Annotated in this window: 13 protein-coding genes; 2 read left to right on the top strand and 11 right to left on the bottom strand. The window is 72.2% G+C overall.

Annotated features, from left to right (window positions below; genetic code table 11):
• The first annotated feature begins 67 nt into the window (after nt 1–67).
• Nucleotides 68–1,513: an HNH endonuclease gene (locus BJP65_RS09810; protein WP_083285800.1), complete on the top strand. Its 1,446-nt coding sequence runs from the start codon at nt 68–70 to the stop codon at nt 1,511–1,513.
• 99 nt (nt 1,514–1,612) lie between these two features.
• Here BJP65_RS09810 and BJP65_RS09805 read toward each other — a convergent pair whose 3' ends face one another.
• From BJP65_RS09805 to BJP65_RS09755, 11 genes are all read right to left on the bottom strand, one after another.
• Nucleotides 1,613–3,226 (bottom strand): GMC oxidoreductase, encoded by a 1,614-nt coding sequence (locus tag BJP65_RS09805; RefSeq protein WP_070409014.1) that lies wholly within the window; start codon nt 3,224–3,226, stop codon nt 1,613–1,615.
• A 26-nt stretch (nt 3,227–3,252) separates the two neighbouring features.
• Nucleotides 3,253–4,746 (bottom strand): MDR family MFS transporter, encoded by a 1,494-nt coding sequence (locus BJP65_RS09800; protein ID WP_070409013.1) that lies wholly within the window; start codon nt 4,744–4,746, stop codon nt 3,253–3,255.
• A gap of 130 nt (nt 4,747–4,876) precedes the next feature.
• Nucleotides 4,877–5,668: an SDR family NAD(P)-dependent oxidoreductase gene (locus BJP65_RS09795; protein ID WP_070409012.1), complete on the bottom strand. Its 792-nt coding sequence runs from the start codon at nt 5,666–5,668 to the stop codon at nt 4,877–4,879.
• 130 nt (nt 5,669–5,798) lie between these two features.
• A complete protein-coding gene (locus tag BJP65_RS09790; RefSeq protein WP_070409011.1) occupies nt 5,799–6,770 on the bottom strand; it encodes a fumarylacetoacetate hydrolase family protein in 972 nt (323 codons plus the stop codon).
• Nucleotides 6,767–7,741: an amidohydrolase family protein gene (locus BJP65_RS09785; RefSeq protein WP_070409941.1), complete on the bottom strand. Its 975-nt coding sequence runs from the start codon at nt 7,739–7,741 to the stop codon at nt 6,767–6,769. The genes BJP65_RS09790 and BJP65_RS09785 overlap by 4 nt, the downstream gene beginning before the upstream one ends.
• 59 nt (nt 7,742–7,800) lie before the next feature.
• Nucleotides 7,801–8,934: an FAD-dependent monooxygenase gene (locus BJP65_RS09780; protein WP_070409010.1), complete on the bottom strand. Its 1,134-nt coding sequence runs from the start codon at nt 8,932–8,934 to the stop codon at nt 7,801–7,803.
• Nucleotides 8,935–8,969: 35 nt separating this feature from the next.
• Nucleotides 8,970–9,959: a cyclase family protein gene (locus tag BJP65_RS09775; RefSeq protein WP_070409009.1), complete on the bottom strand. Its 990-nt coding sequence runs from the start codon at nt 9,957–9,959 to the stop codon at nt 8,970–8,972.
• Nucleotides 9,956–10,903, bottom strand: a complete 948-nt coding sequence (locus BJP65_RS09770; protein ID WP_070409008.1) for a fumarylacetoacetate hydrolase family protein — start codon at nt 10,901–10,903, stop codon at nt 9,956–9,958. The genes BJP65_RS09775 and BJP65_RS09770 overlap by 4 nt, the downstream gene beginning before the upstream one ends.
• Nucleotides 10,904–10,936: 33 nt before the next feature.
• Nucleotides 10,937–11,953 (bottom strand): VOC family protein, encoded by a 1,017-nt coding sequence (locus BJP65_RS09765; protein ID WP_055832593.1) that lies wholly within the window; start codon nt 11,951–11,953, stop codon nt 10,937–10,939.
• A gap of 108 nt (nt 11,954–12,061) precedes the next feature.
• On the bottom strand, nt 12,062–12,820 hold the full coding sequence (locus BJP65_RS09760) for a hypothetical protein (RefSeq protein ID WP_070409007.1): 759 nt from the start codon (nt 12,818–12,820) through the stop codon (nt 12,062–12,064).
• Nucleotides 12,817–13,983: a Gfo/Idh/MocA family protein gene (locus BJP65_RS09755; protein WP_083285798.1), complete on the bottom strand. Its 1,167-nt coding sequence runs from the start codon at nt 13,981–13,983 to the stop codon at nt 12,817–12,819. The genes BJP65_RS09760 and BJP65_RS09755 overlap by 4 nt, the downstream gene beginning before the upstream one ends.
• A gap of 112 nt (nt 13,984–14,095) precedes the next feature.
• On the opposite strand from BJP65_RS09755, the gene BJP65_RS09750 reads away from it, so the two are divergent.
• Nucleotides 14,096–15,364 carry an ROK family protein gene (locus BJP65_RS09750; RefSeq protein ID WP_070409006.1) on the top strand — a complete coding sequence of 423 codons (1,269 nt, stop codon included), beginning with the start codon at nt 14,096–14,098 and terminating at the stop codon, nt 15,362–15,364.
• Nucleotides 15,365–15,445 lie beyond the last annotated feature (81 nt).

Raw genomic sequence — 15,445 nt, 5'->3', positions numbered from 1 at the left:
CCGTCATCCATCCCGATCTCGCCGCAGACCTCGTCAGGGTGTCGAAGGCCCCCGCTAGCGTGCACACATGCAATCGCCGGCCTCGTCACCAGAACCCGATCACGGGGCTCCGGCTCTCGCGTCGGTGGTGACCGACGTGCTCGATCTGGATGCCGCGATGGCCTCCGTCGAAGCCCGGCGGGTGCGCGCGTTGGCTCGAGCGGGGCGTCTCGCCCTCAGGGGACGCGCAGGGCGACCGGCGTCGTCGCGGGAGGCCGATCTGGCCCTCCGGGAGGTGGCGTCCGAGATCGGGGCCGCCGAGCACCTGTCGGATCGCACCGTGCAGGCGCAGATCCGACAAGCGATGCTGATCGCCGAGAGCTTTCCGGCGACGCTCGATGCTTGGCAGTCGGGCGCTCTGGCGCGAGCGCACGTCCACGTGATCACCGACATCGGCGAGACATTGCCCACGCAACGGCATCGGGAGTTCGACGCCCTCGCCGCCGCCGAGGCCGAGGGGCTCAGCCCCGGCCTGCTCCGGACGCGCCTGGCGGCACTGGCCGAGCGGCTGCAGCCGACCACCCTCACCGAACGCCACCGCGCCGGTCGCGCGCGGCGGAACGTGCGGGTCGTCCGGGGCGACGACGGCATGTCCGATCTCATTGCGACGCTGCCGACGGTGCTCGCGGTCGGGATCTACGACCGGCTGATGCAGCAGAGCCGGGCACTCGTCGATGCCCGTGACGCGCGGCCCCCGGTCACCGCGACACGGGACAGCGGCGAGGCGAGCCGCGCGCCCGCCGGCGGCGCCCCCGTGAGTGGCCGGACGCCGCAGGCGCCACCCGCGCCCGACGTGCGCACGCCTGATCAGGTGCGGGCCGACCTCCTCGCCGACCTGCTCCTCACGGCAGCGCCCCTGTCCGACCCGACCCGCGACGACGACGGGCCGGGGACCCTCGGAGCCATCCGCGCCCGGGTACAGGTCGTCGTTCCGGCCCTGACGATGCTCGACCCCGGCCGCGAGAACGCCGACCCCGCCGAGCTGGTGGGGCACGGTCCCATCGACGCCGCCACCGCTCGCCGGCTGGCCGAGTCGACCACACGTCCGTGGGACCGCGTGATCACCCACCCCATCACCGGGGCCGTGCTGCACGTCGACACCTATCAGCGCACGGCCGCCATCGACCGTTACCTGAGGGCGAGAGACCGCCACTGCCGCTGGCCCGGGTGCACCGCCCCCGCGATCCGGTGCGAAGTCGACCACACGCACGATCACGCTCTGGGTGGCCGTACCGAGACGGGCAACCTCGCCCACCTGTGTCAGCGTCACCACACCCAGAAGCAGTTCACCGCCTGGAAGGTGCGGCAGCGTGAGGGCGGGGTGCTCGAATGGACCTCGCCCACCGGGCGGACGTACGTCGACGAGCCCCGCCCCTACCCGCCCGCCGTGGCTTTCGTTCCCGGCCCTCGACGCGGCGCGCCAACCCCACCCGCTGCGCCGAGACCGCGCGAAGAGAGCCCCGGGCACGGATGAACACCGGGGGATCGGTGCGCCCGCGCGAGCTGATTCGCCTGCACCACCGGACCGATCCTGAGCGCCGGGGCCGGGATGTCGATCGTCCCGGCCCCGGCCTCAGACGGCGGCTTCGACTGGGCGCTCCTCGTCGGCGCCGCCCGCATCCGCGCGCAGTTCGTCGGCGAGGTGGCGGGCGCCGCGCACGGCGATGGCGACGCTCGTCAGGGTGGGGTTCATCGTGTTGGCGGTCGGGATCAGACCGTTGCCGCCGACGAGGAGGTTGTCGAAGCCCCACACGCGGGAGTACGGATCGGCGACCGAGGTGGCCTCGTCGGTGCCGGCGCGCATCGTGCCCATGTAGTGCAGGCTCGAGCCGTTGGGGAGCAGGCGGGGTTCCGCGATGAAGGTGCCCAGCGCCGAGCCGGCGCGGCGGAGGCGCTGCGTGGCCTCGGCGATCTCGGCTTCCTCGCGTTCGGTGAGGGCGTACTCGATCGTGAAGTTGGGCAGACCGCGGTAGTCGAGCTCGTCGTCGCTGAAGGTGGCGCCGTCTTCGACGCGGGGGAACTTGCGCACGCCGAAGCCCATGTTGACGTATCCCCAACGGTTGCCCGCCTGGGGGTGGGCCGGATCGAGAGGGAAGGGAGGGTTCTCGGCGTACATGATCTGCGCCGAGTACGGGTGGGCGGGCTCCGAGAAGGGGATGCGGTTGACCGCGGCGACCGGGTCGGCGGGGTTCGTGGCGCGGCGGGCGAGTTCCGCCTCGAGCTCGTCGTCCGAGACGAGGGCGCTCATGCGCTCCTGGTCGAGCGACACGGTGCTGATGACAACGTGGTGCTCGGTGAGGTAGCGGCCCAGCGGCGCGGGACGGATGCCCGAGGCCCACAGCAGCTGCGGCGAGCGGAAGGCGTCGGCGGCGACGATCACGGCATCCGCGTCGACGAAGGATTCCTCCCGGGTGCGGAGGTCCTCGACGACGAGTCCGCGTACGTGGGTGCCGTCGTGCTCGATGCGACGCACGAGGGTGAGATCGCGCAGGTCGAAGCGGGCGGCGGTGTCGGTTCCCGGCTCGATCAGGGGTCCGAGCACCATGTCGGCGCCGGCCCAGCGCATGGAGCCGTCGGGCTGCGGGTCGCCGGCTACGGGGAGGGTGCTGACGCCGTAGCCCTCGGGCAGTTCGGCGGCGAATTCCCGGTCGAGCAGGGTGCGGATGGCCGCGCCGACGGGCGAGTCCGAGAAGGCGGCGCTCTGGTGGTGCAGGAGGTCCTCGGCGGTGGTGATGAGGTCTTCCCATTCGTCGTCGGCGATGAAGTCGAGCTTCTCGCTGAAGGCGGGGCGTGGGATCGCGCAGGTCCAGTGCGAGCCCTGGCCGCCGACGTTGGTGGCGGCGGCCGCGGCGGGGAAGGTCGGCGCGTGCGCCGAGCCCTCGCCGCCGAAGTCGAGCAGGTGGGTGCCCTGGCGGGCGGTGAACATGCCCTCGACGACGGCACCGGCGGGCAGGCCCAGCGACTCGCGGAAGTCCCCGGCCTGCGGGCCCTGCGAGCGCTCGCGGGCGCGGGCCTTCTCGTCGGGGTCGACGATGTTGCGCACGCTCTCGCCGGGGCGTTCGGTGACCTGGGGGCCGGCCTCGAACATGATCACGCGGGCGGTGGGGAGGTTCTCGAGCAGGACGCGGGCGTAGGCGGCACCGATGGGCCCGCTGCCGACGACGGCGATGGTGGGGGTGTCGGACATGTTCTCTCCTTCGAGACGGGCGGGGATCAGGCGGGTTGACGGGCGGCGGCGGGGGCCGCCGGGGTGGGCGTTTCGTCGGACAGACGTCCCGGGGGAAGCAGCAGCGCGATGACGACGCCGCAGGCGTAGACGACCGCGAGGCCGAGGAAGACGGGGGCGAAGACGTCGTGGTAGATCGCGGCGACCTGGTCCTGCAGGTCGGCGGGCGCGGCGCGGACCGCCGCGGGGGTCAGGGTGTTGGCATCCACCCCCGAGGGGAGGTTCGCCGCGACGCCGAAGCCGACCACGCCCCCGATGACCGCGGTGCCGACGGCTGAGCCGACCTGGCGCACGATGTTGGTCGTGGCGGTGACGGCGCCGAGGTCGTCGCGCCGCGCGGCGCTCTGGACGACGGCGAAGATGAGGTTCATGAAGGAGCCGGTCCCGATGCCGACGGTCGCCATGACGATCATCGGAACCCACAGCGGCGCTCCCACGGGGAGCGCGGCCATGACGCCGAGGCCGGCGGCTCCGAGCGCGGTGCCGATGACCGGGTAGGCGCGGTAGCGGCCGGAGCGGCTCACGAGCCACCCGGTGAGCAGGTTGCTGACGAGCATGCCGAGCACGGTCGCGATGGGGACGAGACCCGACACGGTCGCCGTCGTGCGGTACGCCATCTGGATGTACGTGGGCACGTACGCGACGACCGCGAACAGCCCGGCGCCGATGATGAGCGAGAGGCCGAGGCAGGCCAGGATCGTGCGGTTGCGCAGGATCCTGGGCGGCAGGATCGGCTCGGCCGCGCGCCGCTCGATCGCGACGAGGGCCAGGATGCCGACGACCGCCGCGACCGCGCAGATGACCGCCGCGGGGCGCAGGCCTTCGTCGCCGATCCAGGTCACGGCCAGCACGAGCGCGAGCAGCGAGCCGGTGAACACGACGGAGCCGGGGATGTCGAAGCGCGGGTGGGCGCCGCCGGGAAGGCGCGGAAGGGCGATCAGGGCGAGGGCGAGGGCGACGAGGCCGACGGGGATGTTGATCCAGAACACCCACGACCATCCCCAGTAGTCGGTGATGAGACCGCCGACGACGGGCCCGACGACGATCGCGACGGGGAAGGCCGCACCGATGATCGCCATGTAGCGGGGGCGCTGCCGCGGGCTGGTGACGCGGGCGATGATCGTCTGCGACATCAGCTGGATGCCCGCCGAGCCGAGCCCCTGCAGGACGCGCGCGGCGATCAGCCAGCCCAGGTCGGGCGCGAAGCCGCAGATGAGCGACGCGACGAGGAAGGTCACGATCGATACGAGGAACACGCGGCGCGGCCCGACGATGTCGCCGAGCTTGCCGAGCACGGGGAGCATGGCGGTCGCGGCCAACGTGTAGCCGACCATGATCCAGCTCATGTGCTCGAGGGCGCCGAGGTCGCCGGCGATCGTGGCGAGCGAGGTCGAGACGACGGTGTGGTCGAGGGCGCCGAGGAACGACACCGTGAGCAGGGCCGCGACGAGGATGCGTACGCGGGCGGGAGAGAGAGTCATTCGCGGGGCGCCCGTACGACCGGGCGATCGACGCGACCGTATGTGCCGCTCCGGCTCCCTCACCGGGCGAACGGGCTGCGTGAGCCCCGACGTCCCCCTCATCATAACCGACTTATGTCGAAATTCAACATTACGGCGAGCGGAGCGCATCCGAGAGGTACGCGGCCGCCCCCGACAGCGCCTGACCGCCGTCGACACCGATCTCGGCGCCCGTGAGGAAGGTCGCGGCATCCGAGAGCAGGAAGGCGACGATCGACGCCACCTCACCGACCTCACCCGCGCGGTGGAGCGGGATCACGGCCGCGTTGGCCTCCACGAAGGCGGGAGGGGCGCTCGCGGTCATGGGGGTGCGGATGTAGCCCGGGTGCACGAGGTTGACCCGGATGCCGCGGGGCCCGAGCTCCGTGACGCAGGCGTGCGTGAGGCCCCGCAGAGCCCACTTGCTCGCGGTGTACGCCGCCGTGTAGTGCCCGGTGAGTCCCGCGACCGAGCCGATGTTGACGATCGAGGACCCGGCATCCATCAGCGGAAGGAGGGCCTGGATGCCGAGCATCGCACCCGTGACGTTCACGGCGAACACGCGATCCCAGTCGGAGCGATCGAGTGAGCCGATGCGCGCGCGGTGGGTGATTCCGGCGTTGTTGACGAGCCCGCGCACACGACGACCCGTCAGGGCGGTCGCGAGGGATGCCCACTCGCCCTCGGACGAGACGTCGAGGCGCCGGTAGGCGATCGAATCCGCGGGAGCGGCGGCCAGCAGATCGGGGGCCGCGGCGGCCAGGTCGACGGCGACCACCTCGGCGCCCGCGCGAGCGAGGGTCAGCGCGTCTTCGGCCCCCTGCCCACCCGCCGCTCCGGTGACGACGAACAGGTTGCCGGCGAGACCGGGGAGCCGCAGGACGGGGTCGCCGTCGGACGTCATCGCGATCGCCGCCGGGTCGGCCGCGACCGACCGTTCGCGAGAGGGAGACCCCGCCGCGCTCGTCGCGCCGGACGCAGGCTCCCGTCACCCGAACATCGGTGCGGGGCCCGGGCGGCACCGCGACGCGGGCTCATCTCGCGCGCGCTCGCGACCGGACGCGGGCGCGGGGTACGGGCGGCGCCGCGACGCGCTCGCCGACGACGTTCACGACTTCGCCGACGCCCTCGATCACCAGGCGCACCTCGTCGCCGGGTGCGAGCGGGCGGGGGTCGAGGCCGCCGCGACGGCCCCACAGCTCGCCGAGGCACCCCCCGTTGCCGACCGTGCCCGAGCCGAGCACGTCGCCCGGGACGACGACGGAGTTGCGCGCGGCGTACGCGACGAGCTCGGGAAAGGGCCAGCCCATGTTCGACACGAGGTCGTGACCGATGCGTTCGCCGTTGATGAAGAGTTCGGCGCGCACGGCGAGGAAGCCCTCGTCGTCGAGAAAGGGCTCCAGCTCGTCGGCCGTGACGATCCACGGTCCGAGGGTCATGGCGAAGTCCTTGCCCTTCGCGGGTCCCAGGCGCACCTTCATCTCGCGCGACTGCAGGTCGCGGGCCGACCAGTCGTTCATCACGGTGTATCCGAAGATGTGGTCCGCGGCGGCGACGGTATCCAGATTCTCGCCGTCCGAACCCGGGACCGCTCCGATGACGGCGGCCAGCTCGAGCTCGACGTCGAGGCGCTGCGTCTCGGGGATCGCCACGACGTCGCCCGTCGCGCGGACGGTGTGCGGATTGGTGAAGTAGAACGTGGGGGCCTCGTACCACTCGGGCACGACCTCGCTCTTTCCGTCGACCGAGGCGCTCACACCCTCGACGTGCTCCTCGAAAGCCACGAAGTCGCGGATCGACGCCGGAACCAGCGGGGCGAGCAGGCGCACCTCGGCCAGGGGGCGCGCGGTGTCGGTGTCACGACGGGCGAACAGCCCGGGGAGCGCGCTCAGACCCTGAGCGAGCACCTCGGCGACCCGGAGGCCGTCGGGAAACGGGACGACGGTGTCGGCCTCGATGAAACCCTCGCCGATGTCGGCACCGTCGGCCCAGCGCGCGATTCTCACGCGTGCACCCGGGTGCGCAGCAGGTCGGCGGCGTTCTCGCCCAGCACGGCGCGGACGGCCTCATCGGGCAGTCCCGCCCCGCGCACGAACGCGACGGGCTCGTCGAGACCCATGTCGAAGGGGAAGTCGCTGCCGAGGAGCACGCGGTCGGCCCCCGCCACCTCGACGAGCCAGCGGAGCGCCCGCTCGTCGTGCACGACGGTGTCGAACCAGATCCGCGAGAGGTACGTCGACGGCGCGTGCGCGCAGCCGTGCGCCTCGGGGCGCACCGTCCACGCGCGGTCGGAGCGCCCGATCGCGGTGGGGAGGTACCCGCCGCCGTGCGCGGCGACGAGTCGGAGCCCCGGATGCCGGTCCAGCACGCCCGCGAAAATCAGGTGCGACAGCGCGACGGCGTTCTCGGTCGGCTGCCCGACGGTGTTGGAGAGGTAGAAGCGGTCGAGGCGCTCGTCGAGCGAGCAGCCGAACGGGTGCAGGAACACCACGGCCCGCAGCTCCGCCGCGCGCGCCCAGAAAGGCTCCAGACGCGGGTCGCTGAGCTCGACGTCGCCCGCGAACGACGAGATCTCCACACCCGCGAGACCGCGACCGAGCACGGCGTCGTCGAGCGCGTCGACGACGAGGTGCGGGTGCTGCAGCGGCACGACGCCGAGGCCGACGAGGCGGTCGGGGGCGGCGGCGACGTGCTCGGCGATCAGGCGGTTCGCCTCACCGCTCGCCCAGGTCGCGAGACCCTCGTTCGCCCACGGGTAGAAGTGGTTCGGAGAGGGGCTGACCCACTGCCGGTCGACGCCCTGCGCGTCCATCGCGGCCAGGCGGGCGCCCACGTCGGTGAGGCGCGGGAAGCGCTCGCCGATCATGCGGCCCGAGGCCTGCAGGCTCTCGACGCCGTTGCGCCGCCGCTCGAGGTCGGCCGCGGCCTGCACCTCGTCGGGCACGCGACGCTCGACCTCGGCGTGCAGGCCGGGCATGAGCAGGTGCGCGTGGACGTCGGTGATCTCGCCGTTCGCGGCGCCGTCGCTCGTGAGGCTCACGCGCGGGCCGCCGTGAGCTGCGCGACGCCGAACATCAGACCGCCCATGTCGGCGTCGCGGACGCCGTCGAGCTGCCACTGCCCGAGCTGCACCGAGGCCTCGACGATGGCCTTGGCCCGCTCGACGCGGCGGGTGTGGAACTCGTCCCACAGCGCCTGGTCGACGGCACCCCGGTTCACGAGGAGCTCGCTCAGCACGGCCGCGTCTTCGAGGCCCTGGGCGGCGCCCTGGGCGATCGTGGGAGGGCAGCTGTGCGCGGCGTCGCCGATGACGACGGCGCGACCGCGGTTCCACGGCGCCTCGACGAGGTGGCGAGTGAACCACGTGTAGTTGGCGTCGGCGCCGGCCTCGATGTCGGCGCGGATGTGGTTCCACGGACCGTCGTACGCGCGGGACTGCTCGACCATGATGCGGCGGGCCTCTTCGGGCGTGGCGCCGGAGCGGTCTTGAGCCGCCTCGACGAGGAAGGCGTACATCGTGTCGTCGCCGGTGGGGGTGTACCCGGCGATGTACATCGGTCCGCCGTAGTACAGCTCGCTGCGGTCGACGTCGGGCGGGAGCGACACGAAGGTGCGCCAGATGCCCATGCCGGTCTGCTCGGGCGCGACGTGGATGCCGATCATCTCGCGCACCGCGGAGTGCAGGCCGTCGGCCCCGACGAGCAGGTCGAACGTGCCCGCGGGCTCGCCGTCGACCTCGATCGCGACGCCGTCGTCGGTCTGCGAGACGCGTGTCACGCGCTGACCGAAGTGCACGCGCGCCCCGTTCTTCTCGGCCGCGGCCAGCAGGATGCGGGCGAGGTCGGGGCGCGACATGCCCATCGTGGAGGGGTAGTCGGGACCACCGGTCTTCAGGTCGGGGAGAGCGGCGACGACGGGGGCGCCGGGGCCGGGGGCGCGCAGGTTGAGGCCCTCGAACGCCTTTCCGGCTGCGGCGATCTCGTCCCACACGCCGAGCTCGTCGAAGACGCGCAGGGCGTTGCCCTGCAGCGTGATGCCCGATCCGCGCGTGGACAGCGCGGGCTGGGCGTCGTAGAGGTCGACCTCGACGCCGGCCTTGCTGAGGAAGATGGCGGTGGCCAGGCCTGCGACGCCGGCTCCGGCGATCGCGACTTTCTGAACGGCGGTCATGTCAGAACCTCTCTGTTCTGGGACGGGGTGGGGGATTACAGCAGGGCGACGGGGTTCACGGGCGATCCGACGGCCCCGGTGATCGGCAGCGGCGGCGCCGAGAGCAGGAACTCCCAGCGTCCCGCGGAGGCGCAGTGTTCGGCGAGCGCGTCGAGGTTCCACATCTCGCCGATCGTCAGGCCCATGTTCGGGATGACGACCTGGTGCAGCGGCTGGAACGCGGGCACGTCGAACTCGTTCGGTCGCACCTCGAAGCCCCAGGTGTCGGTCGCGATGGCCGCGATCTCGGTGCGGTGCAGCCAGCCGGCGGTGGTGAGCGAGAGCCCGGGGGCGGGGCCACCGGCGTAGTCGCCCCAGCCGTCACGACGGGCGCGCGTGTAGTGGCCGGTGCGCACGAGCACGATGTCGCCGCGACCGATCCGCACCCCCTCGGCCGCCGCGCACGCGTCGAGGTCGTCGGCGGTGACGGCGTGACCGTCGGCGAGCTCGCCGGTCTCGGGCGCGAGGTGGCGGCCGAGGTCGAGCAGCACACCGCGCGAGACGATGACGTCGGCCGCGTGCTCGATGCCGGTGACCAGGTCGCCGTCGCTGGTGACGACGTCGCCCGCCCGCCGGCCGTTCCACGCGAAGCCGTGGTCGAAGATGTGGCCGAGGCCGTCCCACTGGGTCGAGCACTGCAGGGGCATCGAGATGACGTCGTCGGCTCCGCCGATGCCGTGGGGGAAGCCCTGGTTGCCGCGCTCGGCGTCGGTTCCCGTGTCGGTCATCGTGTGCACGGGGTTGGTGCGTCGGCGCCAGCCCTTCTGCGGACCGTCGGTGTCGAAGGGTTGCGACAGCGAGATCGAGACGCCGTCGCGCACCAGCGCGGCGGCCGCCCGGCGTTTCTCGGCGTCTATGAAGTTCAGGGTGCCGAGCACGTCGTCATCGCCCCACCGCCCCCAATTGCGGTAGGCCTCGGCGCGCGCCGCGATCTCGGACTCGGGGTTCCGGCGGTCGAGATCGGCCGGGTTCTCGGACGGCGTCATTCCGCGTCCTCCGCCACGCACCGCACGACCTGGGTGCCGAGCGCGCCGATGGTTCCCGTCATGACGTCGCCGTCGCGCAGGAAGCGCTTCCAGTGCTGTCCGTTGCCGGCGGGGCTGCCGGTCAGCAGCAGGTCGCCGGGCAGGAGCGGGTGGGTCTGAGACGCCGCCGAGACGAGCGCCGGCACGTCGAACAGCAGATCGGACGTCGAGGCATCCTGCATCACCTGACCGTTCAGTTCGAGGCGCACGGGGGTGTCGGCGGGATCGACGAAGTGCGCGGGGACGAGCAGCGGGCCCGTCGGCAGGAACCCGGGCGCGTTCTTCGCCCGGTACCAATCGGTGCCGATCTCTTTCATGTCCTTGCGGAACACGAGGTCGCGCGTGGTCACGTCGTTCACGATCGTGTACCCGGCGACGTGGTCGAGGGCGTCTTCGCGCGAGACGCGGAACGCCTCGCGGCCGATGACGACGGCCAGCTCCAGCTCCCAGTCGTGCACCTCGCTGTACGCGGGCAGGACGAGGGGAACGTCGTCGCCGACGACGCAGGCGGTCAGGCCGATGAAGAAGTACGGCTCGCCGCTGCGGGCGCGCTCGTCCATCATGTCGGCGGCGAACGCGCGGGCCTCGTCGGGCGTGCGATCGGTGTTCTGCGTCAGGCCGGCGGCCACGAGCTCGATGACGTGCTCGCGGTAGTTGGCGCCGGTCTGCAGCACCTGCCGCGGCTCGACGGGAGCGGTGAGGGTGACGTCGGTGATCGGTCGCCACTCCCCCGGCGCGTCCGCGAGGGCGGCGATCCGGTCCCAGTCGGGGTCGGCGAGGAAAACGTTCAGACCGCCGCCCAGCACGTCTGCGTCGAGCGGGCGGATGCGGTCGCCGGCCACGAGGCCGACGCGCACGGCATCCCCGTCGCGATAGCGGGCGAGTGCGTAAGGTGCGGTCGTCATGTCATTCTCACTTTCCCCGACCGGGATCGTCGGTCAGCCCCGGCCCTGCTGGGCGTAGGGGTTCAGCAGTGCGTCCTTGATCTCGTCGGGCACACCCTCTTCGGTGGCGCTGGGGCCGTCGGCGGGCGGGAACGACTCGGTCATCGACATCGGCATGGCGCCGTTGCGGTACATGTTGTTCGAGCCGAGCGACGGCTTCCAGGTGTTGGCCTCCCAGTCGGGCACGTAGTTGCGGTAGCCGCCCGTGTTCAGCTCGATACGCAGGCTCGACGGCTCGCGGTAGTAGAGGAACGTCTGCTCGCCGATGCCGTGGATGTTCGGACCGTATTCGATCGGCACGCCGTTCTCCATGAGCGTGTCGGCGGCGATGAGGAGCTCTTCGCGGGTGTCGACCCAGAAGGCGTAGTGGTTCACGCGACCGGCACGGCTCGATCCGTCGAGCACGACGCCGAGGTCGTGCGACTTCTCGTTCGTGGTGAGCACCGAGAACACCGAGATGGGCGCCTCGTCGAGCACGGTGCGCGCCATGAAGCGGAAGCCGAGCGTGTCGACGTACCACTGCACGAACGCGTCGACGTCCTTGGCGGCGACCGTGACGTGGTCGAGCTGGCGCGGGGCACCGGCGATCGGGCTGCGCTTCTCGGGACGGTCGGGGTAGATCGAGGCGGTGTGCGGCTCAGCACGGTGACGCTCGACGTCCCAGTGCAGGGTCATGTTGTGCCCCTGCGGACCGGTGAAGCGGAACGCGCGCCCGATGCCGCGTCCCTCGAACCACTCGCCCTCGATGCCGGCGGCCTGCACGCGCTTCGCGGCCTCTTCGAGTGCCTCGGCCGACGAGGTACGCCAGGCCATGGTCTCGAGAGCCGGTTCGTCGCCCTGGGCGACGACAACGGAGTAGGCGTAGTAGTCGCCCCAGCAACGGAGGTAGACACGGCCGTCTTCGCGGGCGACCTCGGTCAGCCCCACCTGGTTGACGTAGAAGTCCACCGAGGCCTCGACATCAGGAGTCGTGATCGCGACGAACGACAGATGAGAGAGAAGCTTGATCATCTTCGATCCTTTCGGTGAATCGGGTCGTTCCGACTCTTCTTCCACTATCCGACCGAAGTAAGTATCAGGGAACCCGATTCTGTGGATGCCGGACATCGGCCTGACTGATCAGCCCAGCGCGAGAACGTCGTCGTGTCGCAGGTCGTCGAGATCGGCGAGGACCGCTCCGGTGGCGACCGCCTCGATCACCCGACGGAGCCCCAGCCGCTCAGCCGATTCCCGACGCGGCGAGACGATCCTGCGTCCTCGTTCGTCGTCGTGGGCGACCTGCGTCGTCATCGTCGCGGCATCCACCCGCACCTCGACCCTCCGCGGGCCCAGCGCGAGCGCCGTCACCGCGCCACCGGCCCCCGACGGGCCACCGCGACCCCCGCCCGCGACCGCGCGGGTGACGCTCGCACCCCCCGCGGCGCCGCGGAGCGCGAGGGTGGCGGCGAGCGGGGTCACCGCGCGGGCCACGACATCGAGCGGACCCCCGCCCAGCACCCGCGCCCACCCGACGGCGTCGCGAAGGAGGGTGGCGGCATCGGCCGGCGGCCCCCACGCGTCGACGGTGACGTGCAGCGGGGCGAGGGGCGGTTCCGCATCGGCCGCCACGTCGGCGCGCAGACGTCGACGCACCACCACGACAGGAACGGGCAGGTCGCGCAGTGCACGGTGCACGGCCTCGGATGCCGGACGGGGCTCGTCGAGCACGATCCCGGCCGTATCACGGGCGTCGGACACGCGGTCCCACCACGCTCCTCGACCGTCGATCACGCGTACAGGCCCCGCCTCGGTCGGATCGGCGAGCCGGGCACGCGGCGCCAGCTCGGCGATGGCCGCCCGGTAGGCGGGAAGGTCGGTGGACACGGCGACGGCGGTCACGTCGCGCTTCCGGCGGGTGCGGATGCGGGGAGGGTCGGGCCGGCGCTCGGAGCGGTGCTCTGGTCGAGGCTCGAGGCCGTGCTCGGGCCGGCGCTCGGGGCGGGCGCGACGACCGAGCCCGGGGCGCCTCCGCCCCGGATCACCGCCGCGGCCGCGTCGGCGACAGCGAGCACGAAGGCCGCGTCGGCGCGGAGCTCGTCGTACTCCATGGCCGTTTCGCCGCGGAGCAGGGCCGCGAGGGCACCCCATTCGGCGTCGTAGCCGTCGCGCCGGTCGAGGGGATACACGGTCTCGACACCGCGCGCGTCGCGCACCGCGATGCGGGCACTCCCCGCGTGCACGAAGGGCGGCGGGAAGTCGACGTCGATGCGGTCACCGGCCGTCGCGATGCTCACGCGCCAGAGCGAATCCGCCCCCTCGGGAACCATCACCACCGTGAAGCGCACCACCGCATCGGCCGAGCGGAGCCCGAGATCGAAGCCGATCGGCGCGATCGGACGCGCCCACGCCACCTCGGTGGCATCCGGAACGAGGTCGCGCACGAGGGGCAGGTCGTGCACGGCGAGTCCGACGATGAGCTGGCGCACGATCGCGGCACTCTGCGCGGGGTCGGACAGATCCAGCGGGGGCCTCGCCGATCCGGGCGGGGCGGGCAGCGGCTCGCCCATGACGAGCGCGTGATAGCGGTCGTTGGGCGAGAGGCACAGGGTGACGGCGACCGCCGCGATGCGCCGGTCGATGGCATCCAGGTGGTGAGTCGCACGTACCCACGCGGGGTCGAACAGGTGGTTCGTGCCGACGACGAGCAGGGCGCCCGCCGCGGCGCAGGCGGCGACGATCTGCTCCGCCTCGTCGGGGGAGGTCGCCAGGGGTTTCTCGCAGAACAGGGCGCGGCGACCGGCGGCCAGGCTCGCCCGCACGTGCGCGGCGTGCTGCGCGGGCGGGCTGCAGATGGCCACGACGTCGACGTCGGGATCGGCCAGCAGGGCGTCGAGACCCGACGAGGAGCGGGCGCCGAAGCGCTCGGCGATCGCCGCCGCCCGGCCGCTGCCCGCATCGCTGACGTGGACGAGCCGGAAGTCACCGGCCGTGCGCGCCAGGGTCGGGGCGTGCAGCGCGGCGACCCCCGGCCCCGCCCCGATGATGCCTACGCCCCACGCCATGTCCGCTCCCTCGCGTCCACTTCAGCACAAAAAACGCTGAAGTCAGAGACTAATGAACCATAGATGGGGCCAAACCGGCAGTCGCGGGGTGGGCTTGTGTGAAGATCAACGCATGGCCAACGTGTCCACCCTCCGCTTCGGCGCGCAGACCGATGAGGTCACGAGCCTGCTGCGCATCGTCAACATGGTCCGCCTCGGCGAAGCCGTCACCCGGCCCGAGATCGGTCGCGTCACCGGACTCGGCCGCGGCGTCGTCGCACAGCGCGTCGACCGCGCCGTCGAGATGGGCTTCCTCGAAGACGCCGAGTACGCCCCGTCCTCGGGCGGCCGCGCTCCCCGCACCCTGCGCTTCCGCGCCGAGCGGGGCCGCATCGTCGTGTGCGCCCTCGGCGGGCTCCACATCCACGTGGGAGTGACCGACCTCGACGGCGAGATCATCGACGAGGCGCACCGCGTCTGGGACATCGCCCGCGGCCCCGACGAGACGCTCGCCACCGCCACCGCCATGGTCGACGAGTTGCTCGCCGGCGACGACGGCTCCCCCGTCTGGGCCCTCGTGGTGGGCCTGCCCGGACCCGTCGACTTCGAGACCGGACGCCCCGTGGCCCCGCCGATCATGCCCGGCTGGAACGGCTTCGACGTGCGCGGCGCCTTCGAGCGGCGCTACGACGCCCCCGTGTGGGTCGACAACGATGTGAACCTGCTGGCCGCCGGCGAACGCGCCCGACGCCGCGACGAGGGCGTCGACCTCATCTACTGCAAGGTGGGCACCGGCATCGGCGCGGGACTCGTGTCGCACGGGCGTCTGCATCGCGGCGCCAACGGCGCGGCGGGCGACGTCGGCCACGTGCGCGTGCCCGGCGCCGAGCAGACCTGCCGCTGCGGCAAGACCGGGTGCCTCGAGGCCGTGGCCGGTGGGTGGGCGCTCGTGCGCGACGCCCGCGCCGCGATCGCGGGGGGCGCCACCGGCGCTCTGGCCGCGATCTCGGCATCCGGCAAAGACCTCGCCCCCGAAGACATCGCCCTCTCGGCCGAGCGGGGTGACGCCCTCGCCATCTCGCTCGTGCAGGCCGGGGCGCGTCAGATCGGCGAGGCCGTGGCCGCCCTGGTCAACATGTTCAACCCGAGCGTCATCGTGATGGGGGGTGCTCTCGCCTCGGCCGGCGAGCTCTTCCTCGCCGAGGTGCGCCACCGCGTCTACGAGCTCTCGCTGCCGCTGGCGACGCGCGACCTGACGATCAAGGTGAGTGAGAACGACAGCCGCGAGCCGCTCCGCGGGGGCGTCGATCTCGCGCAGGAGCAGCTGTTCGAGATCAGCCTTCCCCGGTGGTTCGGCGAGGGACGCCCGACGGTCGCCGCAGTGCACGGCACGGTCGTCTGACTTCTTCCTTTTTTCGACATTAGTCGTTAGGTTGTGAGCGGAAGCGCGCCACGGGGTGCGCCGCGACACGAGGACGTGCCC

Source organism: Microbacterium sp. BH-3-3-3 (assembly GCF_001792815.1).
Lineage (GTDB): Bacteria > Actinomycetota > Actinomycetes > Actinomycetales > Microbacteriaceae > Microbacterium.
This window is presented reverse-complemented; position numbering and strand designations above follow the sequence as displayed.